The sequence below is a fragment of the Sphingomonas sp. TREG-RG-20F-R18-01 genome (assembly GCF_022662475.1).
Lineage (GTDB): Bacteria > Pseudomonadota > Alphaproteobacteria > Sphingomonadales > Sphingomonadaceae > Sphingomonas.
On sequence record NZ_JAKNQQ010000001.1, the window covers coordinates 637,410 to 660,417 of the forward strand.

Below are 23,008 nucleotides of genomic sequence, written 5' to 3' on the forward strand. Positions count from 1 at the left end.
TTCCTCCTGCCTTAAAACGAGCCTGACCTAGTGTCCTTCTTTGCGCTTTTCCTGGTGATTGCCGGGCTTGGGCTGATCGGCTGGCTGACGGCGCGGATGCGCGCCGTCGCCTTCCGGCGTGGCAGCACCGCGCGGTTCAGTTCCCTGCCCTCGCACTTCGGCGGTTATGTCGCGCTGTGCACGATCGTGCCCGCGGCATTGTTTCTGGCTGTGTGGGCGGCAACCTCGCCCGCGCTCGTCACCAACAGCGTGCTCCACGACCCTGCCGCGGCGCGATTGCCGGCGCCCGGGTTCGACCGGGCAGCGATCCTGTCGGAGGCGCGCAGCCTTGCCGCGGGCCGCAGTTTCGGCGCGTTCAACCCATTGTCGCAGAAGCTCGCGCCTGCCTATGCGACCGCGCAGACGCGGATCGACTGGATCGGCACCGCGGTCGCCCTGTTGCTCGCCTTTGCCACCGGTGGCTTCGCCTTCACCCGCGTCCGCCCCGATTTTCGGGCGCGGACCAAGATCGAGTTCGTCGTGATGGGCGCGCTGTTATGCGCATCGCTCATCGCGATCCTGACGACCATGGGGATCGTCGCGTCCCTGCTGTTCGAATCGTGGCGCTTCTTCGAAGTCGTGCCGATCACCGATTTCCTGTTCGGCACGCATTGGAGCCCGCAGGTAATCGACCCGGCCGACCCGGGCGCGACGCTCGGCGCGGTCCCGCTGTTCTGGGGGACGTTCCTGATCGGCGCGGTCATCGCGATGGTCGTGGCGATCCCGTTCGGCCTGATGAGCGCGGTCTATCTCACGCAATATGCGTCTGCCTCGGCGCGTCGCTGGATGAAACCGATCCTCGAGGTGCTCGCCGGCGTGCCGACCGTCGTCTACGGGTATTTCGCCGCGCTCACGGTGGCGCCGGCGGTCCGCGACTTCGCAGTGTCGATCGGGATTACCTGGGCGAGTTCCGAAAGCGCGCTCGCTGCGGGACTGGTGATGGGGGTGATGATCATCCCGTTCGTCTCGTCGATGGCAGACGATTCGCTCGCCGCGGTCCCGGGAGCGATGCGCGACGGCAGCCTTGCAATGGGCGCGACATCCTCCGAGACGATCCGCCGCGTGTTGCTGCCCGCAGCCCTTCCGGGCGTCGTCGGCGGCGTGCTGCTCGCAGTGTCGCGCGCGATCGGCGAGACGATGATCGTGGTCATGGCCGCCTCGGGCGTGGCCACGCTGACGCTCAACCCGTTCGCCAGCGCGACCACCGTCACCAAGCAGATCGTCGACCTGCTGACCGGCGAGGCCGAGTTCGATAGCCCGAAGACGCTGGCCGCCTTCGCGCTCGGGCTAACGCTGTTCGTCATCACCCTGTTGCTCAACATTGTCGCCCTGACGGTCGTCAAACGGTACCGTGAAGCTTATGAGTGAAACCCTCGTCGCCCAGGTACCGGTCGGCCCCGCCGAGCCACCGGAGCGCGCGCCCACCGACTGGCGGACGCAATCGATGCAGCGCCGGATCCGCCAGCGCTACGCCGCCGAGCGCCGCTTCCGGTTGCTGGGGCTTGCCGCGGTCGTGCTGTCGGCGGGGTTCCTTGCGGTGCTGCTCGTGACCATGGTCTATAACGGTGCGAGCGGGTTCCTGCAGACGCAGATTGCCTTGCCGATCGACTTCCCACAGGCTGGCCTCGCGCTTGATCCGGCGCATCTGAAGGGCCCAGGCGCCGATCTCGCGCTTGCCAGCGCCGGGGTCGAGGGTGTCACCGCCGCCGCCGCGACCGCTGCGTTCGGCAAGGACGGGCCCAAGATGTTGTCGGACGGCGCATGGCTGTCGGTGCGCGCCGCGATCAAGCGTGATCCGGCGATACTCGGGGGCCGCAGCATCGTCTGGGTCCCTGCAAGCGACCCGATCGACATCGCCGCCAAACGCGAAGGCGCGCCCGCCGACGAGGCTACCGTTGCCCATCTAAAGGCGCAGCACGCGATCTCGACCGGGTTCAACCTTCCCTTCCTGACCGCTTCGGATTCGAACGACCCGACCCGCGCCGGGATATGGGGCGCGCTCAAGGGGTCCATCTTCACGATGATCGTGACGCTGCTGATCGCCTTCCCGGTCGGTGTCCTGTCCGCGCTGTATCTCGAGGAATATGCGCCGCGGAACCGCTGGACCGACCTGATCGAGGTCTCGATCAACAATCTCGCGGCGGTGCCCTCGATCATCTTCGGGCTGCTCGGTCTCGCGGTGTTCCTCGGCACGTTCGGCCTGCCGCGCTCGGCGACGATCGTCGGCGGGCTGACGCTCGCGCTGATGACGATGCCCGTCATCGTCATCGCCGGGCGCAATGCGATCAAGGGCGTGCCCCCGTCGATCCGCGATGCCGCGTTCGGCGTCGGCGCGAGCCCGGTGCAGGTCGTGTTCCACCACGTGCTGCCGCTCGCGCTGCCCGGCATCCTGACCGGCACGATCATCGGCATGGCGCGCGCGCTCGGCGAGACCGCGCCGTTGCTGATGATCGGGATGCGCGCGTTCATCTCCGCGCCGCCCGCCCGGCTGACCGATCCGTCGACCGTGCTGCCGGTCCAGATCTTCCTGTGGTCCGACCAGATCGACCGTGGCTTCGTCGAGAAGACCAGCGCGGCGATCATCGTGCTGCTCGTCTTCCTGCTCGCGATGAACGGCTTCGCCATCTACCTCCGCAACAAATTCGAGACCCGCTGGTGAGCATTCCAAACCAACACAAGATCTGCGCAAAACGGGTCAGCGTCTATTACGGAGCCAAGAAAGCGATCGACGATGTGTCGCTCAATTTCGACCAGCGCTACGTCACGTCGCTGATCGGTCCGTCCGGCTGCGGCAAATCGACCTTCCTGCGCACGCTCAACCGGATGAACGACACGATCCCCAGCGCGCGGGTCGAGGGCGACATCACGCTGGATGGCGAGGACATCTATGACCCCGCGATGGACGTGGTACAGCTGCGCGCGCGGGTCGGCATGGTCTTCCAGAAACCGAACCCTTTTCCGAAGACGATTTTCGAGAACGTCGCTTATGGCCCGCGCATCCACGGCCTCGCTGCCAACAAGGCCCAATTGGCGGAGATCGTCGAACAATCGCTCCGTCGGGCCGGCCTGTGGGACGAGGTCAAGGATCGGCTGAGCGACAGCGGCACCGCCTTGTCGGGCGGCCAGCAGCAGCGGTTGTGCATCGCGCGCGCGATCGCAGTCGACCCCGAGGTGATCCTGATGGACGAACCGTGCTCCGCGCTCGACCCGATCGCCACCGCCAAGATCGAGGAGTTGATCCACGAACTCAACGGCCGCTACGCGATCGTGATCGTCACGCACAACATGCAGCAGGCCGCGCGCGTGTCGCAGCGGACCGCGTTCTTCCATCTCGGGACGCTCGTCGAATATGGCGCGACCTCGGACATCTTCACCAATCCGCGGCAGGAACGCACCAAGGATTACATCACCGGCCGCTACGGCTGAGACAGGACGCCATGCCCACCAACGAACATACGATCAAAGCCTTCGACGCTGAAATCGGCCAGTTGCGCGGCCTGATCGCGCAGATGGGCGGCCTTGCCGAACAGGCGATCGGCGCCGCGATGGAAGCGCTGCGCCTGCACGACCTGGAAGGCGCGCGCGCGATCATCGACGGCGACAAGCGCATCGACGCGCTCGAGATCGAGGTCGAGCAGCTCGCGGTGCGGATCATCGCGCTGCGCGCGCCGCTCGCGGACGATCTGCGCGAAGTCGTCGCCGCGCTCAAGATCGCGGGCGTGGTCGAGCGGATCGGCGATTATGCCAAGAACATCGCCAAGCGGGTTCCCACGATCGAAAGCCACGGCGAGATCGAGCCACTGTCGGTCCTCCCCGCCATGTCCGTGCTCGCGGTGCAGATGGTCCACGACGCGCTCGACGCCTTCGCCGCGCGCGATGCCGCCGCCGCGGTCGAGGTCTGCGCGCGTGACCGGCAGGTCGACGATTTCTACAACAGCCTGTTCCGCGTGCTCGTCACGCACATGATGGAAAACCCCAAGACGATCGGTCAGGTCGCGCAATTGCTGTTCATTGCCAAGAACCTCGAACGGGTCGGCGATCACGCGACGAACGTTGCCGAAATGGTGTATTTTGCGGCGACCGGCACGCACATGGTCGAACGCGACCGTGGACCAATGTCCCATTTAACGCCGACCGCTTGAAGGAGTGATCGCCATGGCTCGTGCTAAAATGTTGCTGGTGGAAGACGACGCGGCATTGGCCGAGTTGCTGGTGTGGCACTTCAAGCGCGAGGATTTCGAGATCGCGCAGACGCCCGATGGCGAGGAAGCCTTGCTGCTCGCCAAGGAGAATACGCCCGACATCGTCCTGCTCGACTGGATGGTCGAGGGCCTGTCGGGGATCGAGGTATGCCGCCGCCTGCGCCGCATGCCGGAGACCGCGAACGTCCCCATCATCATGCTCACCGCGCGCGGCGAGGAGGAGGATCGCGTGCGCGGGCTCGAGACCGGCGCGGACGATTATGTCACCAAGCCCTTCTCGCCGCGCGAACTCGTCGCGCGGGTCGGCGCGGTGCTGCGGCGCGTGCGCCCCGCGCTGGCGGGCGAGCAGCTGACCTATTCGGACATCGAGATGGACACGGTCGGCCACAAGGTCCGGCGTTCGGGCGAAGTCATCCCGCTCGGGCCGACGGAGTTCCGCCTGCTGAAGCACTTCCTCGAGCATCCCGGCTGGGTCTTCTCGCGCGAGCGGCTGCTGGATGCGGTGTGGGGGCATGACAGCGACATCGAAAGCCGCACGGTCGACGTCCATATCCGCCGACTGCGCAAGGCGATCAACCGCGGCGATCGTCCCGATATCATTCGCACCGTTCGCTCGGCGGGCTACGCACTCGATTCGGGAGCGTAAGAATTTTGGGAGCCATGCCGCTACACGCGCGTTCATCCGCCCGTGCAGCACACAATGCTGCCCGTTCGTAGGAGATCCTATATGAAGATCATGATGTTCGCGGCACTCGCCGCTGCAGTTTCCATGCCTGCCCTCGCGCAGACCGCTCCCGCAACCCCCGACACGTCGATGCAGCAGCCGGCTCCGGCTCAGCCCGCCGGCGACCCGGCGATGCAGCAGCCCGCGCCCGCAGCGCCGGCAGCCGATCCGGCGATGGGCGCCCCAGCCGGTGGCCCGGCCATGGCACCCGCCGGTGGCCAGCCGCCGATGGCAGCTCCCGCCGCCGCAGCACCGATGCCGGCAACCGCAGACTATCCGGCCTGCTCGAGCACCGTGAAGGACCAGTGCATCGACAAGCGCGGTAACGGCGGCGCGCGCAAGCACACGATGCGTCGCAAGCACAAATAATAGCGTCGGCGGCGCGTTGGCGCCGCCGCCTCTAGCTAACAAAGGCCGACGTAGCGGAAAGTCGCTACGTCGGCATTTTTGTGGACGCGGGTCGGGCCGCATCGACCGGAACCGGGGCGCTTCGTGCTCTTGCACGCCCCGTGCAAACGCCTAGGACGCGCTCGAACCACAGTAGAGGAGCTCCCCCATGTCCATCCGTTTCGATGATAAGATCGCGATCGTCACCGGCGCCGGCGGCGGCCTGGGTCGCGCCTATGCGCTCGAACTCGCGAAGCGGGGCGCGAAGGTCGTGGTCAATGATCTCGGTGGCTCGCGCGACGGTACCGGGCACAGCGACGCCGCGCTGAAGGTCGTCGAGGAGATCGAGGCAGCCGGCGGTACCGCGATGTCGAACGGCGGCAGCGTCACCGAATATGAGCAGATGGTCGAGATGGTCGCCAAGGCCAAGGAAGCCTGGGGCGGCGTCCATATCGTCATCAACAATGCGGGCGTCCTGCGCGACAAGAGCTTCGCCAAGATGGAGCCCGCCGATTTCAAGTTCGTGATTGACGTCCACCTCAACGGATCGGCCAACGTCACCAAGGCGGTGTGGGACACGATGCGCGCGCAGAATTACGGGCGCCTCCTGATGACTGCGTCGTCGACCGGGCTGTATGGCAATTTCGGCCAGGCGAATTACGGCGCGGCCAAGCTCGGACTTGCCGGGCTGACCAAGACGCTCGCGATCGAGGGGGCGAAGAACAACATCAAGGTCAACACGATCGCGCCGACCGCGGGCACGCGGATGACCGAGGACCTGTTCCCCGCCGAGGCGTTCGCCGCCTTCGCACCCGAGAAGGTCGCACCCGCCGCGTTGTATCTGGTGTCGGAAGAGGCGCCGACCAACATGATCGTCGGCGCTGGCGCGGGCGTGTTCCAGGCGGCGTACGTGACGCTCACGCAGGGCAAGCTGCTGACCGGGGACGATCTGTCGCCTGAAGGCATCGCGGCGCACTGGGCCGAGATTACCGATCGCACCGGCGAACTGACGCCGCAGAACGGCGCGGAACAGTCGATGAGCATTCTGAAGAAGTTGCAGGGCGGCTGATTCGCCTTGGGGTCGAAGCTGGCGTCAGGCGCCCGCTTCGACTTCGCTCGGTCCGAACGGAATGTGGTGGTAGGCAGCCCCTCCCCCGTTCGCCCTGAGCGAAGTCGAAGGGCTTACACAACGCCCGCGTCAGTCCTCGACCACCTTCATCAAACGCCGCTCGACCGGTGCCAGCACCGGACCAAGCTCATGCCCGCGCTTGAGCACGACGCCCTGTTCGTTGACGAGCGCCCACATTCCCTGCCGGTTGCGCAGCTCCGGGCGCTTCTCGATCCGCACCTCGGGCCGCTCGGCCGAGCGCCGGAACGCAGCGAACACCGCGACGTCCTGTCCGAACTCCACCGCATAATCGCGCCAGATCCCCGCCGCGACCATCCGCCCGTACAGGTCGAGGATGCGGTTGAGTTCGAGCCGTTCGAACCCGACTTGAGTCGGCTTGCCACGAACGACCGGAAAAGGCGTAACCGTCCCCATCAGGCGCGGTCGCGGATGTCCTGATCGGCAAGCAGCGCGTCGAGCCGCTTGCGCATCGTTTCCAGTTCACAGCGCAGCAATTCGACCTTCTGCGTCTGCGGGTCGAACGCATCTGTGCATGGCGTGCCGTAGGCGAGAAACTGCGCGGGTTGCTTGCCGCCCTCAACCATCGTCGCCCGCGCCGGAATGCCGACCATCGTGGCGCCCTGCGGCACGTCGCGCGTCACCACCGCATTCGCGCCGACGCGCGCGCCCTGCCCGACCGTGATCGGCCCGAGCACCTGCGCGCCCGATCCGACGATCACGCCGTCGAGCAGCGTGGGATGCCGCTTGCCGGGAACCCCATTATCCGGGTTGGTCCCGCCGAGCGTGACGCACTGGTAGATCGTGACGTTGTCGCCGATCTCGGCCGTCTCGCCGATCACGACGAAGCCATGGTCGATGAAGAAATTGCGCCCGATCTTGGCGCCCGGATGGATGTCGATCGCGGTCAGGAAGCGGCTCATGTGGTTGACCGCGCGCGCCAGGAAGAACAGCCGCGCCCCGAACAGACGGTGCGCGATGCGATGATAGGCGAGCGCCCATACGCCTGGATAGGTGAGGATCTCCCACCGCGAACGGGGCGACGGGTCGCGCGCCTTGATCGAATCCAGATAGGCGACCAGCCGTCCCATCATCTGCGTATTCCCCTTATATCGTCGCGCTATCTAGGCGTTCACACGGGGGAATTAAAGGACCGCCGCCGAACGAGCCGGGGATATGCATACCCTAGCAAGCTTGTAGGATATTGAGTTTCCGGCGATAACGTCAGGATATTGCCGGAGAAGACACGCTCATGCCCGATCTTGCCGCGCTCGACTGGAGCACGATCTTTTGGACGATCCTGCCGTTCATCGCAGTGGGTTTCGCCGCGCAGATGATCGACGGCGCGCTCGGCATGGCGTTTGGCGTGATCACCAATACCGCGCTGGTCGTGTTCCTCGGCATGCCACCGCGGCTGGCGTCCGCGACCGTCCACGCGGTCGAAAGTTTCACCACCGCCGCGTCCGGGATCAGCCATGTCCTGCAGCGCAATGTCGACTGGAAACTGTTCGGCCGGCTGGTCATTCCCGGCATGATCGGGGGCGTGCTGGGGGCGTATGTGTTGAGCACCCTCGATGCCGATGTCGCCAAGCCGTTCGTCATGGCCTATCTCGCCGCGATCGGGCTGTACCTGCTGTACCGCGCCTGGCGCGGGACGGTCGAACCGCGCGAGCCGCGGATCGTCGAACCGCTGGGGCTGATCGGCGGGTTCCTCGATGCGGCGGGCGGCGGTGGCTGGGGACCGGTGGTGACGTCGAACCTGCTGGTGCAGGGTGCGCAGCCACGCAAGACGATCGGGACCGTCAATACCTCGGAATTCTTCCTGACGACGACGATCTCCGCGACGTTCCTGGTCACGATCGGCTTTTCGGCCTTCACGCTGCAAGCGATCGGGATCCTGATCGGGGGAGTCGCGGCGGCGCCGTTCGGCGCGGTGCTGGCCAAGCGCGTCCCCGCGCGGCCGCTGATGGGGCTGATCGGCGGGTTGCTAACCGCCACGAGCGCCTATTCGGTGTGGGCGGCGCTCGCCTGACGACCGTCATGCTGAACTTGTTTCAGCATCCACCGCGCAACACGCATAGTCCGGACTCGCAAAGGGCTGGATCCTGAAACGAGTTCCGGATGACGGGCGGTTTTGCAGAACGCCCGCGAAAGCGGGAATCCATTGTCTGGCCGGTCAGCTAGAGGCGGTGACGGCAGCCAGTATGGATCCCCGCCTCCTCAGGCATGACGGACGGGAGGCTCAGTTGATCGCGGCGTGGACCGTGGCGACCGCCTTCATCACCGCGCCGATCCGGACCGCGGTCTGGATCGCCTCGGCGGTGGCGCCGGCTTTCTTCAGGATCTGCTCGTGCGAATCGATGCACATGCCGCAACCGTTGATCGCGCTGACCGCGAGGCTGAACAGCTCGAAATCGACCTTGTCGATCCCCGGCTGGCCAATCACGTTCATCCGCAGTTTGGCGGGCATGTTCTGATATTCGGCGTTCCCGGCAAGATGCGTGAAGCGATAATAGACGTTGTTCATCGCCATCACCGCCGCCGCTGCGCGCGAGGCGTTCGCCGCCTCCGGGGTCAGCTTGCCCGCGACTTCGGCTTCGGCGGCATCGACCAGCGGCTTGTAGCCCGTCGCGTGCGCGCACGACAGGAACAGGCCGAACTTCTGCTGGTCGGGCAGATGCGCCTCGTTGAGGAGCGAGCCGACGTTGAGGCGGATATCCTTGGCAAAATCCGGGAGCGTCCCGGCGAATTCCTTGAGGGACATGGGGTTTCCTTTTCAGAGACACGTCACCCCGGCGCAGGAGGGGGCCGCCAGGTTGGGTTTCGCGACAGCCGTTACGCGACCAACCTGACGGCCCCGGCCTTCGCCGGGGTGACGGGAGAATGGGCGCGACCATTCGGCCGCGCCCGTCAGGGATTATGCCGCGAGCTGGAGGACGTCGTCGCCCTTGTTCCAGTTGCACGGGCACAGCTCGTCGGTCTGCAGCGCGTCGAGCACGCGGAGCGTCTCGGCGGGGTTGCGGCCGACGTTGAGGCCGTTGACCTGGACCGCCTGGATGACGTTGTCCGGATCGATGATGAAGGTCGCGCGGAACGCGACATGCTCGTTCTTGTCGAGAATGCCGAGCTGCGATGCGAGCACGCCGCCGTTATCCGCAAGCCACGGGAAGTCCGCCGCCGCCAGATCGGGGTCCGACTTGCGCCACGCGAGGTGGACATGCGCGGTGTCGGTCGATGCGCCGATGAGAACCGCGTCGCGATCCTCGAAGTCGCCCTTCAGGCCGGCATAGCCGACGATCTCGGTCGGGCACACGAAGGTGAAGTCCTTCGGCCAGTAGAACAGGACCTTCCACTTGCCCGGGAACGCATCCTGGCTGAGCGTCTCGCCGGCCGGAAGCGCGCTGGTGCCCTGCTGGACGGGAACGGTGAAGTCGGGGAGCTTGTCGCCGATGGTCAACATGATGGTGGCCTCCTGGTTGGAATGGGGGCCTCTCGTCGACATCCTCGTTTCGCGGCGCTTGGGGCGCCGTCTCGTTGGAAAGGCCCATATAGGCCCTAGTCTTATCGATCCAAGTGGTTATTTACCGTCGCGTGATCGATTGGAGCAATGAGTGGCGACGTACCTTCCGACTTTGAAGCAATTGCAATACCTTGTGGCGCTGCAAGACCATGGTCACTTCGGCCGTGCCGCCGAGTCGTGTTTCGTCACGCAGTCCACCCTGTCTGCCGGCCTGCGCGAGCTGGAAACGCTGATCGGTGTAACGCTGGTCGAACGCACACGTCGCGTCGTCCGTTTCACCCCGCTCGGGGAACGGATCGCCGAAAAGGCGCGCCGCGTTCTGCGAGAAGCCGACGAGCTCGGTGACATGGCGCGCGCGGCGGGCCGGCCTCTCTCGGGCGAGATGCGGATGAGTGTCATCCCGACGATCGCACCATTCATGCTGCCGCGTATCCTTCCCCGGTTGCGTCGCGACTATCCGGACCTGAAGCTGTTCCTGCGCGAGGAACCGAGCGGGGCGGCTTGCGAAGGACTGCATCACGGACGGGCGGATTGCGTCCTGCTGGCGCTCCCCTTCGCCTGCGGCGAAGTCGACTCGCAGGTGCTGTTCGAGGACCGCCTGTTCGTCGCGGGGGCTCCTGACGAGATGGGGGACGCGACCCTGGCGATGCCAGCCGGCGAAATTGACGAGACGCGCCTGCTGTTGCTCGAGGACGGGCATTGTCTGAAGGACCACGCCTTGTCGGCTTGCGCCCGACCGGAGCTCCGCGCCGAGGCGACGATGCTCGGGACGTCGCTCCACACCATCGTACAAATGATTGATAATGGGCTAGGTCTTACGATGTTGCCGGAAATGGCGCTCAAGGCCGGGATCCTGGAACACACCGGTCTCATCGCGCGACCGCTCGATGCGGCCAGTCCTTCGCGTCGGATAGCGCTGGTCTGGCGCCGCGGATCCCCGCGCGAGAAGGACTTCCAGTTGCTCGCGACTGCGCTCGCCGAGGCGGCGTGACGAAACCATTTCGGACCTCAACCGTAGTTAGGGGGCGCAGCCTTCCGAGGCCGCGACTGTTTCACTGGAGAGCCTCATGACTTTCAAGACCACGTTCACCATGGCTGCAATGGCCAGCACGCTCGCGATCGGCGCTGCCGCAACCGCGCAGACGGCGCCAGCCACGCCGGCGCAAACAGCACCGATGGCCGGTGCGCCTTCCGCCGCCGCGACGACCAATCCGACCGTCGGCGGGGCCGCCATGGATGCGACCAAGACGATTGCCGTCAACGCATCCGCAGCCCCCAACCTGAGCACGCTGGTTGCCGCCGTGAAGGCAGCGGGCCTTGCGACGACGCTGTCCGGCCCGGGCCCGTTCACCGTTTTCGCGCCGACGAATGATGCGTTCACGCGCCTCGCGCCCGGCACGGTCGACACGCTGATGAAGCCGGCGAACAAGGCGACCCTCGCCAAGGTCCTGACCTACCATGTCGTTCCCGGCACGATCACGCTGGCAGACCTGCAGCAGAAGGCGACCGCCGGTGGCGGCAAGGCCGTTCTGACGACGGTCGAGGGCGAGCCGCTGACGGTCGAGATCACCAATGGCGCGGTGCAGTTGACCGACGTCAACGGCAACAAGAGCTATGTCGAGACCCCTGACGTGCGCCAGTCGAACGGTGTCGTCCATGTCGTCAACGGCGTAGTGTTGCCGAAGCTGAACTAACCCTTCCACCGCGCGGCGGCGGCATCGTCGCTGTCGCGCGGTTCGACCCAGCTGGTCTCGTCGCCGCGCGTCTCCTTCTTCCAGAATGGCGCTTCGGTCTTCAGACGATCGATGAGGAATGCACATGCTTCCAGCGCCGCACCGCGATGCCGCGCGGCCGTGCCCACGAAGACGACGATCTCCCCGGGTCGCATATCGCCCACGCGGTGCGTCACGCGCACGCCGATCAGGTCCCACCGGGCGGCAGCTTGTTCGCACAGCGTGATGAGCGCTGCCTCGGTAGCGCCCGGATAATGTTCCAGCGACAGGATCGCCACGCCATCGTCGCTGCGTACCAGCCCGACGAAGGTGGCGATACCTCCAGCGCCGGTTGCTGCGATGGCTTCGAATTCGGCGCCCTGGTCGATCACCGCCGTACTGACCGTGACTGCGATCATCCGCCGGTCACCGGCGGGAAGATAGCGACCTCCCGGGCCGACCCGAGCGGCGCATCCAACGGGACGAACAGCTGATCAACAGCCGCGCGCAACCGATCGCGATTCTCGAACGCGGCGGCATGGACCGTGCTTTGCGCCGCGAGCCAATCGATCAGCGCTCTGACGGTCGTCACGTCGGTCGGCGGCGAAACCGTTTCCGCCGCCTGCCCGATCCGTTCGCGCACCCAGGCGAAATACAACATCTCGATCGTCACGACTCAGTCCATATGCTTGAGGCCGACGCGCAGGTAATCCCAGCCCGTCACCACGGTCAGCGCCGCCGCTGCCCAGAGCGTTACCAATCCGACCTGCCCGACCCACGGATACCCCGGCAACGCGCCGCCGAGGATGAGCGCGCCGAGCGATACCAGCTGGAACGTCGTCTTCCACTTCGCCAGCTTCGATACCGGCACCGAAACCTGCAACTGCGCCAGAAATTCGCGCAATCCCGAAACGGCGATTTCGCGCAGGAGGATCACCAGCGCCGCGACCTGATGGATGCCCGAAATGATCGCGGGTTCTGGCCCCCGCGTGCCGACTAGCAACAGGATGACCGCCGCGACCATGATCTTGTCGGCGATCGGATCGAGGAAAACGCCGAGCTTCGACACCGTTCCTTGCGCCCGTGCAAGATAGCCGTCGAAATAATCGGTGATCCCCATCAGACAGTATAGGACAAACCCGGCGGCATAGCCGTCGATCCAGCCGGGCCACCACAGGAACCAGGCCAGCAAGGGTATCGCGACGATGCGCGACAGGGTGAGAAGGTTGGGGAGCGTCAGCACGGACCCGCTGTAGCCGCGCGTCGACGCCTGGGAAAGCCCGCGCGATAATTCGCGTAGGTCAAAGGGTTTACCGAATGGCGGGTTGCCGCTTGCGGCAAGCCTGGGCTATGGCAGGTCCTTATTCCTGCCATATCGAGGCCACGATCCCATCATGCTCAACGCGCTCGGCTTGCTGAAGGAGCGCCGTTTTCTGCCGTTGTTCGTCACCCAGTTCCTTGGCGCGTTCAACGACAACCTGTTCAAGACGGTCATGGTGCAATTCGCGATCTACAAGATCTTCGCGGATCCCAAGCTGGAACAGAATTTTACGGCATTGGCGACAGCCCTCGGCATCATCCCGTTCTTTCTGTTCTCCGCACTGGCGGGGCAGCTGGCGGACACGAACGACAAGGCCAAGATCATCCGCATCGTAAAGACCGCGGAGATCCTGATCATGATCGTCGGGGCGGGCGGACTGATGCTGGCCTGGACCGGTTTCTCGACCGTCGGCCTGGTGCTGATGCTGTTCGCGGTGCTGTGCCTTGGCGTTCACTCCGCGTTCTTCGGGCCGATCAAATATGCGATCCTGCCGCAGCATCTGCATGAGGATGAGGTTCTGGGCGGTACCGGGCTGGTCGAGTCCGCGACGTATCTCGCAATCCTCCTGGGCACGATCCTGGGCGGGTTCATGGCCGTGCAGCATGCCGCCATCGCGGTTCTCGCGGTTGCCGTGCTCGGCTGGCTCGCCTCGTTCAAGGTGCCGCCGGCGCGGCGCGAGGGCAAGGAACTGGTCGTTAACTACAATCCGTTCACGTCGTCGTGGCGGCTGATCTCGGGCACCATGCACATTCGCCGGCTGTTCCTGGCGATCTGCGCCATCAGCTTCTTCTGGACCATGGGGTCGATCCTGATCATCGTGTTCCTGCCGCTCGCGAAGAACGTGCTGACCGCGGACAAGCACGTCTTCACGCTGATGACGGCGCTGTTCTCGATCGGCGTCGCGGTCGGATCGGTGCTGATCAACGCGCTGCTGAAGGGCCGCACCTCCGCAAAATATGCGCCGGCGTCGGTCCTTGCGATGGGCGGATTCGTCGTAGTGTTCTCGCTGCTGGTGCGCGGCTGGCCGGAAGCACCCGTCGGTACGCTGTACGACCTGATGAGCTTCATCGCCCTGCCCCGGGCGATCCTGCTCGTGCTGGTATTGATGGGGATTGCGGTGACCGGCGGGATGTTCGTGGTGCCGCTCTACGCGTTCCTCACCACCACCGTCAGCAAGGACGAAACCGCGCGGACCGTCGCAGCCAACAATGTCGTCAACGCCGGGGCGATGACGATCGGCGCGATCGGCGTTCAGGGGCTGACCCTGCTGGGGGTAACGCCGGACAACCTGCTGCTGGTCGTGGCTGCCATGTGCCCGGTGTCGGCGTGGATCGCCTGGAAGCTCCACGTCGCCTGCGACTGAGCCGGAGGCCCCGGCCGAGCCGGGATCGGGCCGTCAGCAGATGAACGTGTAGAAGCACACGAAGAATGCCGAGAAGCTCAGCACGAACAGCCTGACGTCCGAATCGTCCCGCGCCCGGGTGCGGGCGACCCGCTGCGCCACGACGGCCTGGCGGAACGGATGGCGGCTGCCGGACAAGGGGAGCGAGAGGTGGCGTTGCATGGCCGGATGTTAACGCTTTGTTTACGATGTCCGCCAGCGCTCGTTGCGGTTAACCGACGTGCAGAAATGGGACGCCAGACGCGTCAGCGACGTATGCCAATCTGCGCCGAATGCGCCGGCAGGCAAAAGTTTGTCGACGGGCGCTGCCGTTAAGACAGTTTTGACCAGATCTCCTGTTAACCAGACACATGACGAGTTGGCGTACCCCCTCCGAACCCAAGGCCGCGTTCCTCCTTGGAATCGTATTCTTCCTGGCCGCTGCGGCTTCGGTCAGTTTCGCCCGGTTTGATGGCGGCGTCGCCTATGTCTGGGGCGCGGCCGGACTCTTGCTGGCGCGGCTGGTGACGTTGCCCGTGCGACGCTGGGCCTTGCCGCTTTTCTGGTGCGGGATCGCCTGCGTCCTGGAGATTGGCGCCGTCGGCATCGGCCGGCGCGCCATCCCCGCGCTCACCCCGGTCCTGCTACTGGAACCCGTCGTCGCGGCGCTGCTGCTGCGGCGCGTGCTCGGGCGCGGTCTCGATATCGAAACCGTGCGCGGGATGGTCTGGTTCATCGGCCTCGCCGGGATCGTCGCGCCGTTCGTATCCGGGATCTTCGCTGCAGCGGTCGTATCGATCTTCGTGGGCGCGCCTTACTGGTCCAACTTCATCCACTGGTTCGTCGCCCACGGACTGGGCGCTGTCCTGGTGACGCCGGTCGCGGCCGCCGCGATCAATCCGGACTGGCTGCAGCGCCTGAGCCGGTGGAAGCGCAAGGACCTGGTCGCCAACGGTTCGTTGATGCTGGCTGTGACGGCCACCGCCTTTTTCGTCTTCTATCAGAAACCCGCGCCAATCCTGTTCCTGCCTTTGTTGCCGATGGTGCTTGCGACGGTTCGCGGCGGGCGACTGGCGGCGATCGCCAGTACGGTCATCGTCGGGTCCATCGGCGCCATCCTCACCGCGCACGGACGCGGACCGATCAATCTCATGCCCGGCTCGATCGGTGAAAAGTCGCTGCTGCTGCAGGGTTTCATCGCCTGCTCGGTGCTGCTGGTGTTGCCGGTCGCATCCCTGCTGACGCAACGGCGGATCATCGCCGAACGGTGGCGCGAGAGCGAGGCGCGCTATCGCACGATCGCCGACAGCCTGAGCGACGCGATCATCGACGTCGGCCCCGACGGAACGGTCCGCTACGCATCGTCCGCGATCGCCGGCATGACCGGCCTGTCGTCGGGCGCCGTCATGGGGAGCAATGCCCGCGACTTCGTCTTCGCGGAGGATCAGCCGTTGCTAGCCCTCGCCTATCGCCAGGCGCTAGAGGCGCCGGGCCAGGCCGTGATCGTCCAATATCGCGGTGCGCGCGACACCGGGGTCGGGCGTCGCTGGTTCGAGGCATCGATCCGCGCCGTTACCGCCGACGGCGAGTCCCTCGGCGTCGTCGGCTCGATCCGCGACATTTCGGACCGCAAGAACCTCGAGCTTTCGCTGACCCGCGAAGCGCGGCTCGACCCGCTCACCGGGTTGGCCAACCGTCGTGCATTCGTCGAGCATCTCGAGCGACTGTGCATGGCCAACGGGGCCGCTCTGCCGAATGGCCGGCACGGAAGCCTTGCGATCCTCGACCTGGACCATTTTAAGGCGATCAACGACCGCTACGGCCACCCTGTCGGCGACCAGGTGCTGCAGGCGATCGCCGCGGAAGCGATGCGCTTCTGTCGCGCGCACGATCTCGTCGCGCGGATCGGGGGGGAGGAGTTTTGCGTCATCTTCGGCGGGGCAACCATGGCCGACGCGGAAGCGGCGGGGAACCGTTTGCGCAGGGCGATCCGTTCCCTGCGGATACCGCTCGATAACGGATTGTCGATCTCGGTTACCGCCAGCATCGGACTGGCGGAGATCGTTCCCGCAATGCCCGCGCTGGAAATCCTGAAGCACGCCGATACCGCCCTCTACGAAGCGAAGCGCCAAGGCCGCGATCGACTGCGGATCGCAGCCTGAGCGACCGGCTGGGCTCGCGTACGCTGGCGCACGGACTACCCGTCCAAGCCGTTGGCGCTGCGAGAAAGCTGTCGTAAGAACCCGTTATGAGCAGCGCCCCTACCCGTTTCCACCTCCGAGCCCCCTACCGAGTTGCGCTGCTGCTGGCGTTGACCGCATCGATGCCAGCGACGGCACAAGTCACGAGCGACCCCGTTCGCATCGAGCAGAGCGTCCGCACGCTTGCCTCCGATCTGTTCGAAGGCCGCGCGCCAGGCACGCGGGGCGAGGATCGGACGATCGGCTATCTCGTCGCGCGTTTCCAGGCGCTGGGACTGGAACCGGGCGGTCCGGCCGGCCAATGGGTGCAAAAGGTCCCGCTGGTCCACACGCGGCTCGGACGACCGCGCACCCTGCGGTTCGACGGGCCGGCAGGCGCGATGCCGGCCGAACAGGCGAAGGACATTTACGTCTCCACGATCCGTCCGGACGATTCGGCCAGGATCGCCGCTGCGCCTCTGGTCTTCGTCGGATATGGCGTGACGGCCCCCGAGCGTAAGTGGGACGACTTCAAGGGCGCCGACCTCAAGGGAAAGGTCGCGGTCTTTCTCGTCAACGATCCGGACTTCGCCGCCGCCAAGGGCGAGCCCGTTGCGGGCACGTTCGGTGGGCGTACGATGACCTATTATGGTCGCTGGACCTACAAGTTCGAGGAGGCGGCGCGACGCGGCGCGATCGGCGCGCTGATCATCCATGACACCGCCGGGGCAGGCTATGGCTGGAACGTCGTGGTCAGCAGCGGCGGCGAAAATTACGACATCGTGCGCGAGCCCTCCCGCCTCACCAGCCTCGCGCTGCAGGGGTGGGTTGCGGGCGATACGGCGGAGCGACTGTTCTCGGCGGCCGGGCTCGACCTGGCGAAGCTGCGGGTCGCAGCCCGTCAGCCGAGCTTTCGCCCGGTGACGCTCGACCGTCTTAGCTTCACCGCGGACGTTCCGGTCAGCCATGAGCAGGTCGACAGCTACAACGTTCTCGCTCGCATCCCCGGCACCGAACGTCCCGGGGAGGCCGTGATGTTCGGCGCGCATTGGGACGCATACGGCGCGGGTAAGCCCGATGCGGAAGGCCGGATCTATCGCGCCGGGGCGAACGACGATGCGCTGGGGATCGCCGCCCTGTTTGAAATCGCACGCAATCTGAAAGCGGCGCCGGCGCCTAAGCGAACGGTGATGTTCGCGGCCTGGACCGCGGAGGAGCGCGGACTGCTCGGATCCGAATATTATGCGACCCATCCGGTCGTGCCAATGGCCAAGACCGTCGCCAATCTCACGGTCGACATTCTCCAGACCGCTGGCCGGGCCAAGGACGTCGTACTCGTCGGCGCCGGACAGAACAGTCTCGAGGAGGACATGGCCCGGATCGCGGCAGCCCAGCGACGCCGGATCACGCCCGAAAGCCTTCCAGAGCGCGGGCTGTTCTATCGCGCGGATCACTTCTCCTTCGCGAAACAAGGCGTTCCGACGCTGCTGTCGATGGGTATCGCCGGAGCGTCCGACCTCGAGCAAGGAGGCACGACGGCCGGCCAGGCATGGATCGATGTCTATACCGGTCACTGCTACCATCAGGCATGTGACGCGTGGAGCAGCGACTGGAACCTCGGTGGGGCGGTACAGGACATCAACCTGATCGGAACGATCGGCGCGGAACTCGCCAACTCCACCGTCTGGCCCGAGTGGAAAGCGGGCTCCGAATTCAAGGCGATCCGCGACAAAAACCGACCTGCTGGATAGGCACGCGGGCGTAGGATGCGAACGGGACCGTGGCAACGCTCAACCCGCGGCGCGCATTGAGCCGGTGTCGTGCACCCCGTGCGACGGAGGATCATCGACATGCGCCGTGCCCTGCCCCTGCTACTGATTGCTACGGCATGGACGTCGCCAGCGGATGCCGCCGACCCGGCGGCGACCGCTCCGATCGCGGTGAAGCCGCTCGGCGCAAATCTGGAGGCGTTCGCCTACCCCTTCCCGGTCCATTGGTACGGCGCCAGTTCGCAGGGTGCGCCGATCCGGATGGCCTATCTCGACGTACCGCCGAGCGCACGGGCGAATGGACGGACCGTTCTGCTCCTGCACGGCAAGAACTTTTGCGCCGCCACATGGCAGGACACGGTCACGGCGCTGTCCAACGCCGGCTATCGGGTGATTGCCCCGGATCAGATCGGCTTCTGCAAATCCTCCAAGCCTGCGGGCTACCAGTACAGCTTCCAGAGCCTTGCGGCGCTGACGCGCGGGCTTCTGGACGAGGCCAAGGTTGGCAAGGTGCTGGTCGTTGGACATTCGACGGGCGGCATTCTGGCAGCCCGCTTCGCCTTGATGTATCCTGACCGCGTGGAACGGATCGTTCTCGTCAACCCCCTGGGTCTGAACGACACGCTTGCTCAAGGCGTACCCTATGCCGACCTCGGCACGCTGCGCCGCGAGGAGGCACGGACCGATGCCGCTTCGATCAAGGCATACCAGTTGCGCAATTACTATCATGGCCAATGGCGCCCGGCCTATGACCGATGGGTTGCGATGCTGGCAGGACAATATGCCAGCCCGGACGGCGATCTGGTCCGGGACGCACAGGCGCGGCTTTCCGATATGATCGAAACGCAACCCGTCGCTGCGGATCTCGACCGGATCGTTGCTCCGGTATCGCTGATCATCGGCCAAAAGGACCTGACTGCCTTTCGCGCGAACACCGCCCCGGTCGCGGTGCGTTCTGCCGTCCAGACCGTGCCTCAGGCCGCCGAGGCGGTCGCCAAGCGCTTTTCCAATATGCACTTGATCCGTATCGCCGACGCGGGCCATGCGCCGCAGGTGGAGGACCCTGCGCGGTTCAATGCCGCGCTGCTCGATGAACTTCGGTAGGATCACTTCGCATGGCCCCTCGCGGGGTTGCCTGTGCCCGACGATCGGCGGCCGGGTAGCGCGGCGCGGCGGATCCACCGCGTTCGTCCCGAAATGCGATCAAGACGGCCGATCGACAATCGCGCCAATGATCGTCAACTTGCATATATGGGATCACGTCTCTAGCGATGGGCCGGCTAGGCGTACGTAAAGGGATCCGAGATGAAAACCGTAGTGTGCCGGGAGCCCTTCTCGCTGGCCGTCGAGGACCGCCCGTCACCTTCTCCCAAGCCCGGCGAAGCGATCGTCCGGATCCGACGGATCGGCCTGTGCGGTACGGATTATCATATCTACGCTGGTCGGCACCCATTTCTCGCCTATCCACGCGTCATGGGCCATGAGCTGTCGGGCGAGATCGAGCACGTTCCCGAAGGCTCCGCGTTCCGCGTGGGTCAGGTCGTCGCGATCAACCCCTATCTCGCCTGCGGAACCTGTATCGCCTGCCGCAAGGGTAAGCCCAATGCATGCGTAAGCATCAGCGTGCTCGGAGTGCATGCGGACGGTGGCATGGCCGAGCGTATCGCAATACCGCAGAGCGCGTTGTTTGACGCAGGGGCGCTGACCCTCGACCAGGCGGCGATGATCGAGTTTCTCGCGATCGGGGCGCATGCGGTTTCGCGCGCAGGGCTTCTGCCGGGCGACCGTGTGCTGGTGGTTGGTGCTGGCCCGATCGGGGTGGGAACGGGCTTATTCGCCCGCTTCAGCGGCGCGCGTGTCACGCTTGCCGACACCCGGCCGACCCGGCTGGCGTTCGCCAGGGATCATCTGGCGTTCGACGATACGGTCGAGGCTGGTCCCGACCTGCCGACCGCGCTGGCCGAGGCAACCGGCGGCGAAATGTTCGATGCGGTGTTCGATGCGACCGGATCGCTGTCAGCGATGGCGCAAAGCCTCGGCTATGTCGCCCATGGCGGGACATTGGTGCTGGTCGGCGTCGCGCCCGGGGACCTGGTATTTCCCGATCCGGAATTCCATAAACGCGAAACGACCCTCGTCGCCAGTCGCAATGCGCTTTTGGACGATTTCGATCGAGTGAAGCAAGCGATCCTCGACGGGCTAATCCCGACCGACGTGCTCCATACCCACAGCCTCAAGGCGGAGGACATTCCGACCAGCATGCCCGACCTGATCGCCAGTGCGGACCACGTCCTGAAGGCAATCGCGCGCTTCTAGCGACCCGCGCGCGCGGTCCGTCACTCCCACTCGATCGTGCCGGGCGGCTTGCTCGTATAGTCATAGGTCACGCGATTGACGCCGCGCACTTCGTTGACGATCCGCGTCGCGACGCGCGGGAGGAAATCGCCCGGGAACTGGAACGCCTGTGCGGTCATCCCGTCGGTCGATGTCACCGCGCGGAGCGCCAGCACATTGTCATACGTCCGCCCGTCGCCCATCACCCCGACGCTGCGCACCGGGAGCAACACCGCGAACGCCTGCCAGATCGCATCATACAATCCCGCCCGACGGATTTCCTCGAGATAGACCGAGTCCGCCTTGCGCAATATGTCGCAGCGTTCCTTGGTCACTTCGCTAGGGATGCGGATCGCGAGGCCCGGCCCCGGGAAGGGATGCCGCCCGACGAAGATCTCGGGCAGGCCAAGCTCGCGGCCAAGCGCGCGGACTTCGTCCTTGAACAGTTCGCGCAGCGGCTCGACCAGTTGCATCTTCATCCGCGCGGGCAGGCCGCCGACATTATGATGGCTCTTGATCGTCACCGACGGCCCGCCGGTGAAGCTGACGCTCTCGATCACGTCGGGGTAGAGCGTCCCCTGCGCAAGGAAGTCGGCGCCGCCGATCTTCTTCGCCTCTGCCTCGAAAATGTCGATGAACGCGCCGCCAATGAACTTGCGCTTCGCCTCCGGATCGGTGACGCCAGCGAGCCCGGCCATGAAGGTCGCCTCGGCATCCACATGGACCAGCGGGATGTTGTAATGGTTGCGGAACAGCGTGACGACCTGATCCGCCTCGCCGCTGCGCATCAGCCCGTGGTCGACGAACACGCAGGTCAGCTGCTCGCCGATCGCCTCGTGGATCAGCACCGCCGCGACCGCGGAGTCGACCCCGCCCGACAGCCCGCAAATGACCTTGCCGCTGCCGACCTGCGCGCGGATCTCGGCGATCTTGGTCGCGCGGAACTCGGCCATCGTCCAGTCGCCGGTGAGGCCGCAGACGTGCCGCGCGAACGTCGCGATCAGCTTGGCGCCATCGGGCGTGTGGACCACCTCGGGGTGGAACTGCATGGCGTAATAATGCCGGTCGTCATCCGCGATCACCGCAAACGGCGCGCCGGGGCTCGCCGCGACGGGGCGGAAGCCGGGGGCGAGCGCGGTGACCTTGTCGCCGTGGCTCATCCATACCTGATGCGATTCGCCCTGCGTCCAGACGCCGTCGAACAGCGCGCAGGCATCGCCGATCTCGATCACCGCATGGCCGAACTCGCCGCTGTCGCCGAGCGTCACCGTTCCGCCAAGCTGATGCATCAGCACCTGCTGGCCGTAGCAGATCCCCATGATCGGCACGCCGCTGTCGAGGATTGCCTGCGGGATACGCGGGCTGTTCTCGTCGAGCACCGAGGCCGGGCTGCCAGAGAGGATCACGCCCTTGGGCTGCATCCGGTCGAACGCTTCGGCGGCGGTCGTGAACGGCGCGATCTCGCTGTAGACGCCCGCTTCGCGCACGCGGCGTGCGATCAGCTGGGTCACCTGGCTGCCAAAATCGACGATGAGGATGGAGTCGCTGGGATGTGTCATGCGGCCAGATAGCAGAAGTGCGCCGCGATGCCAGAGGGCGGGCGTGCGATTCGGTAGGGGGCGTCCGGGCCGTTCAGCTTCGGTCCACGCCCGCAAGTGTGAAACGAACGAAGAGGGATTGGGTTAAGCCTCCCTCCGTCATCACCCCGGCACGAGGGCGAGGTGATGGGTTGGTCGGTTGCCGGAGATGCCAAAGGCGCACCGCCAGCCGGAAGTTTGAGGATACGTTCGATGATATTGCTCGCCTTGCTAGTCACGTCCACCGCCGCCCAGGCCCCCGCCCCCATGCCCCCGCCCTGCCGCGCCGCGCAGCTTCGCCTGTCGCTCGATGGCAAGGACGGCGATTTCAACGGCATGTCGCATTCGGGGGTCGAGCTTTCGCTCCGCAACCATGGCCCGGACTGTACGCTCCAAGCGCTCCCGACGATCGCCTTCTACGACGCCCGCGGGCATGTCCTCCCCGCAACACGACGCGGACCGGTGGGAATGCATCCTGGCCCGGCGATGCTCCCGGTCCGGATCAGCGGCGGACACCGGGCGGCGACCGCGCTGCGCTGGGTTTCGGGGCCCGTCTTCCCGACCAACCGGGCGCTCCGCGCCGCCAGCGTGACGGTACGGATTGGCAACACGTCGCTCCGCGCGCCGATCACGGCGCTATTGTATGGCGCGCCCGGCCAGTCGGCTGGCTTCGACCAGCCGCCCCTCCGCACCATCGAAGGCATGGCGGCGGGCTGATTCCCCCCACCGCCCCGCG

At 65.7% G+C, this 23,008-nt stretch carries 25 protein-coding genes; 16 read left to right on the forward strand and 9 right to left on the reverse strand.

All coding sequences use genetic code 11. From position 1 onward, the window contains the following. Positions 1-30 precede the first annotated feature (30 nt). The 7 genes from pstC (at position 31) to L8K25_RS03275 (ending at position 6,421) form a co-directional block, all read left to right on the forward strand. Positions 31-1,407: a phosphate ABC transporter permease subunit PstC gene (pstC, locus tag L8K25_RS03245; RefSeq protein ID WP_242137471.1), complete on the forward strand. Its 1,377-nt coding sequence runs from the start codon at positions 31-33 to the stop codon at positions 1,405-1,407. Next, positions 1,400-2,698 (forward strand): phosphate ABC transporter permease PstA, encoded by a 1,299-nt coding sequence (pstA, locus tag L8K25_RS03250; protein ID WP_242137472.1) that lies wholly within the window; start codon positions 1,400-1,402, stop codon positions 2,696-2,698. Before pstC ends, pstA begins: the two co-directional genes overlap by 8 nt. After that, entirely contained in the window at positions 2,695-3,465 is a 771-nt protein-coding gene (gene pstB / locus L8K25_RS03255) for a phosphate ABC transporter ATP-binding protein PstB (RefSeq protein WP_242137473.1), read from the forward strand. The genes pstA and pstB overlap by 4 nt, the downstream gene beginning before the upstream one ends. 11 nt (positions 3,466-3,476) lie before the next feature. After that, positions 3,477-4,181, forward strand: a complete 705-nt coding sequence (gene phoU, locus L8K25_RS03260) for a phosphate signaling complex protein PhoU (protein WP_242137474.1) — start codon at positions 3,477-3,479, stop codon at positions 4,179-4,181. Between the two features lie 13 nt (positions 4,182-4,194). Next, the gene (gene phoB / locus L8K25_RS03265) at positions 4,195-4,887 is read left to right on the forward strand and encodes a phosphate regulon transcriptional regulator PhoB (RefSeq protein ID WP_010164457.1); all 693 of its coding nucleotides are present in this window, start codon (positions 4,195-4,197) and stop codon (positions 4,885-4,887) included. An 81-nt stretch (positions 4,888-4,968) separates the two neighbouring features. After that, entirely contained in the window at positions 4,969-5,334 is a 366-nt protein-coding gene (locus L8K25_RS03270) for a hypothetical protein (protein WP_242137475.1), read from the forward strand. A 187-nt stretch (positions 5,335-5,521) separates the two neighbouring features. Next, the gene (locus L8K25_RS03275; RefSeq protein ID WP_242137476.1) at positions 5,522-6,421 is read left to right on the forward strand and encodes an SDR family NAD(P)-dependent oxidoreductase; all 900 of its coding nucleotides are present in this window, start codon (positions 5,522-5,524) and stop codon (positions 6,419-6,421) included. Between the two features lie 129 nt (positions 6,422-6,550). Here L8K25_RS03275 and L8K25_RS03280 read toward each other — a convergent pair whose 3' ends face one another. Continuing rightward, on the reverse strand, positions 6,551-6,895 hold the full coding sequence (locus L8K25_RS03280) for a DUF2794 domain-containing protein (protein WP_242137477.1): 345 nt from the start codon (positions 6,893-6,895) through the stop codon (positions 6,551-6,553). After that, positions 6,895-7,572, reverse strand: coding sequence for a serine O-acetyltransferase EpsC (epsC, locus tag L8K25_RS03285; protein ID WP_242137478.1), 678 nt, complete (start codon positions 7,570-7,572; stop codon positions 6,895-6,897). Before epsC ends, L8K25_RS03280 begins: the two co-directional genes overlap by 1 nt. Positions 7,573-7,730: 158 nt before the next feature. Between epsC and L8K25_RS03290 the strand changes: the two genes are divergently transcribed. Then, the gene (locus L8K25_RS03290) at positions 7,731-8,510 is read left to right on the forward strand and encodes a sulfite exporter TauE/SafE family protein (protein WP_242137479.1); all 780 of its coding nucleotides are present in this window, start codon (positions 7,731-7,733) and stop codon (positions 8,508-8,510) included. Positions 8,511-8,720: 210 nt separating this feature from the next. On the opposite strand, the gene L8K25_RS03295 is transcribed toward L8K25_RS03290, so the two are convergent. After that, positions 8,721-9,242 carry a carboxymuconolactone decarboxylase family protein gene (locus L8K25_RS03295; RefSeq protein WP_242137480.1) on the reverse strand — a complete coding sequence of 174 codons (522 nt, stop codon included), beginning with the start codon at positions 9,240-9,242 and terminating at the stop codon, positions 8,721-8,723. Positions 9,243-9,395: 153 nt separating this feature from the next. Next, the gene (locus L8K25_RS03300; RefSeq protein ID WP_242137481.1) at positions 9,396-9,938 is read right to left on the reverse strand and encodes a peroxiredoxin; all 543 of its coding nucleotides are present in this window, start codon (positions 9,936-9,938) and stop codon (positions 9,396-9,398) included. A 151-nt stretch (positions 9,939-10,089) separates the two neighbouring features. On the opposite strand from L8K25_RS03300, the gene L8K25_RS03305 reads away from it, so the two are divergent. Both L8K25_RS03305 and L8K25_RS03310 read left to right on the forward strand, forming a co-directional pair. Continuing rightward, entirely contained in the window at positions 10,090-10,989 is a 900-nt protein-coding gene (locus tag L8K25_RS03305; RefSeq protein ID WP_242137482.1) for a hydrogen peroxide-inducible genes activator, read from the forward strand. 76 nt (positions 10,990-11,065) lie between these two features. Beyond that, positions 11,066-11,692 (forward strand): fasciclin domain-containing protein, encoded by a 627-nt coding sequence (locus tag L8K25_RS03310; protein WP_242137483.1) that lies wholly within the window; start codon positions 11,066-11,068, stop codon positions 11,690-11,692. On the opposite strand, the gene L8K25_RS03315 is transcribed toward L8K25_RS03310, so the two are convergent. From L8K25_RS03315 to pgsA, 3 genes are read right to left on the reverse strand one after another with little or no spacing between them, the layout of a single operon-like run. Next, positions 11,689-12,129: a molybdenum cofactor biosynthesis protein MoaE gene (locus L8K25_RS03315; protein WP_242137484.1), complete on the reverse strand. Its 441-nt coding sequence runs from the start codon at positions 12,127-12,129 to the stop codon at positions 11,689-11,691. The genes L8K25_RS03310 and L8K25_RS03315 overlap by 4 nt on opposite strands. Next, positions 12,126-12,383, reverse strand: a complete 258-nt coding sequence (gene moaD, locus L8K25_RS03320) for a molybdopterin converting factor subunit 1 (protein WP_242137485.1) — start codon at positions 12,381-12,383, stop codon at positions 12,126-12,128. The genes L8K25_RS03315 and moaD overlap by 4 nt, the downstream gene beginning before the upstream one ends. Positions 12,384-12,386: 3 nt before the next feature. Further along, the gene (gene pgsA, locus L8K25_RS03325; protein WP_242137486.1) at positions 12,387-12,953 is read right to left on the reverse strand and encodes a CDP-diacylglycerol--glycerol-3-phosphate 3-phosphatidyltransferase; all 567 of its coding nucleotides are present in this window, start codon (positions 12,951-12,953) and stop codon (positions 12,387-12,389) included. A 151-nt stretch (positions 12,954-13,104) separates the two neighbouring features. Between pgsA and L8K25_RS03330 the strand changes: the two genes are divergently transcribed. Next, a complete protein-coding gene (locus tag L8K25_RS03330) occupies positions 13,105-14,394 on the forward strand; it encodes an MFS transporter (protein ID WP_242137487.1) in 1,290 nt (429 codons plus the stop codon). Positions 14,395-14,427: 33 nt separating this feature from the next. On the opposite strand, the gene L8K25_RS03335 is transcribed toward L8K25_RS03330, so the two are convergent. Next, a complete protein-coding gene (locus tag L8K25_RS03335; RefSeq protein WP_242137488.1) occupies positions 14,428-14,595 on the reverse strand; it encodes a hypothetical protein in 168 nt (55 codons plus the stop codon). A 188-nt stretch (positions 14,596-14,783) separates the two neighbouring features. Here L8K25_RS03335 and L8K25_RS03340 point away from each other — a divergent pair, with 188 nt between their 5' ends. The 4 genes from L8K25_RS03340 (at position 14,784) to L8K25_RS03355 (ending at position 20,677) form a co-directional block, all read left to right on the forward strand. Next, on the forward strand, positions 14,784-16,574 hold the full coding sequence (locus tag L8K25_RS03340; RefSeq protein WP_242137489.1) for a sensor domain-containing diguanylate cyclase: 1,791 nt from the start codon (positions 14,784-14,786) through the stop codon (positions 16,572-16,574). Positions 16,575-16,660: 86 nt separating this feature from the next. Continuing rightward, positions 16,661-18,343 carry a M28 family metallopeptidase gene (locus L8K25_RS03345; RefSeq protein WP_242137490.1) on the forward strand — a complete coding sequence of 561 codons (1,683 nt, stop codon included), beginning with the start codon at positions 16,661-16,663 and terminating at the stop codon, positions 18,341-18,343. Positions 18,344-18,442: 99 nt separating this feature from the next. Continuing rightward, complete coding sequence (locus L8K25_RS03350) at positions 18,443-19,465, forward strand: alpha/beta hydrolase (RefSeq protein ID WP_242137491.1); 1,023 nt, start codon at positions 18,443-18,445, stop codon at positions 19,463-19,465. A 201-nt stretch (positions 19,466-19,666) separates the two neighbouring features. Then, on the forward strand, positions 19,667-20,677 hold the full coding sequence (locus tag L8K25_RS03355) for a zinc-binding alcohol dehydrogenase family protein (protein ID WP_242137492.1): 1,011 nt from the start codon (positions 19,667-19,669) through the stop codon (positions 20,675-20,677). Positions 20,678-20,697: 20 nt separating this feature from the next. Here the strand turns inward: L8K25_RS03355 and guaA are convergent, their stop codons facing one another. Continuing rightward, positions 20,698-22,254: a glutamine-hydrolyzing GMP synthase gene (guaA, locus tag L8K25_RS03360; RefSeq protein WP_242137493.1), complete on the reverse strand. Its 1,557-nt coding sequence runs from the start codon at positions 22,252-22,254 to the stop codon at positions 20,698-20,700. A 231-nt stretch (positions 22,255-22,485) separates the two neighbouring features. Here guaA and L8K25_RS03365 point away from each other — a divergent pair, with 231 nt between their 5' ends. Then, complete coding sequence (locus tag L8K25_RS03365; RefSeq protein ID WP_242137494.1) at positions 22,486-22,989, forward strand: DUF4232 domain-containing protein; 504 nt, start codon at positions 22,486-22,488, stop codon at positions 22,987-22,989. The last annotated feature ends 19 nt before the right edge of the window (positions 22,990-23,008 follow it).

Bases quoted from the DNA above. Each gene is read 5' to 3' on its own strand.
- pstA (WP_242137472.1), top strand. From the start codon at position 1,400: ATGAGTGAAACCCTCGTCGCCCAGGTACCGGTCGGCCCCGCCGAGCCA.
- L8K25_RS03365 (WP_242137494.1), top strand. From the start codon at position 22,486: ATGATATTGCTCGCCTTGCTAGTCACGTCCACCGCCGCCCAGGCCCCC.
- L8K25_RS03280 (WP_242137477.1), bottom strand. From the start codon at position 6,895: ATGGGGACGGTTACGCCTTTTCCGGTCGTTCGTGGCAAGCCGACTCAA.
- L8K25_RS03270 (WP_242137475.1), top strand. From the start codon at position 4,969: ATGAAGATCATGATGTTCGCGGCACTCGCCGCTGCAGTTTCCATGCCT.
- L8K25_RS03350 (WP_242137491.1), top strand. From the start codon at position 18,443: ATGCGCCGTGCCCTGCCCCTGCTACTGATTGCTACGGCATGGACGTCG.
- L8K25_RS03315 (WP_242137484.1), bottom strand. From the start codon at position 12,129: ATGATCGCAGTCACGGTCAGTACGGCGGTGATCGACCAGGGCGCCGAA.
- L8K25_RS03355 (WP_242137492.1), top strand. From the start codon at position 19,667: ATGAAAACCGTAGTGTGCCGGGAGCCCTTCTCGCTGGCCGTCGAGGAC.
- L8K25_RS03310 (WP_242137483.1), top strand. From the start codon at position 11,066: ATGACTTTCAAGACCACGTTCACCATGGCTGCAATGGCCAGCACGCTC.
- L8K25_RS03335 (WP_242137488.1), bottom strand. From the start codon at position 14,595: ATGCAACGCCACCTCTCGCTCCCCTTGTCCGGCAGCCGCCATCCGTTC.
- phoB (WP_010164457.1), top strand. From the start codon at position 4,195: ATGGCTCGTGCTAAAATGTTGCTGGTGGAAGACGACGCGGCATTGGCC.
- L8K25_RS03295 (WP_242137480.1), bottom strand. From the start codon at position 9,242: ATGTCCCTCAAGGAATTCGCCGGGACGCTCCCGGATTTTGCCAAGGAT.
- L8K25_RS03275 (WP_242137476.1), top strand. From the start codon at position 5,522: ATGTCCATCCGTTTCGATGATAAGATCGCGATCGTCACCGGCGCCGGC.
- guaA (WP_242137493.1), bottom strand. From the start codon at position 22,254: ATGACACATCCCAGCGACTCCATCCTCATCGTCGATTTTGGCAGCCAG.
- phoU (WP_242137474.1), top strand. From the start codon at position 3,477: ATGCCCACCAACGAACATACGATCAAAGCCTTCGACGCTGAAATCGGC.
- L8K25_RS03300 (WP_242137481.1), bottom strand. From the start codon at position 9,938: ATGTTGACCATCGGCGACAAGCTCCCCGACTTCACCGTTCCCGTCCAG.
- L8K25_RS03290 (WP_242137479.1), top strand. From the start codon at position 7,731: ATGCCCGATCTTGCCGCGCTCGACTGGAGCACGATCTTTTGGACGATC.
- L8K25_RS03330 (WP_242137487.1), top strand. From the start codon at position 13,105: ATGCTCAACGCGCTCGGCTTGCTGAAGGAGCGCCGTTTTCTGCCGTTG.
- L8K25_RS03345 (WP_242137490.1), top strand. From the start codon at position 16,661: ATGAGCAGCGCCCCTACCCGTTTCCACCTCCGAGCCCCCTACCGAGTT.
- L8K25_RS03340 (WP_242137489.1), top strand. From the start codon at position 14,784: ATGACGAGTTGGCGTACCCCCTCCGAACCCAAGGCCGCGTTCCTCCTT.
- epsC (WP_242137478.1), bottom strand. From the start codon at position 7,572: ATGATGGGACGGCTGGTCGCCTATCTGGATTCGATCAAGGCGCGCGAC.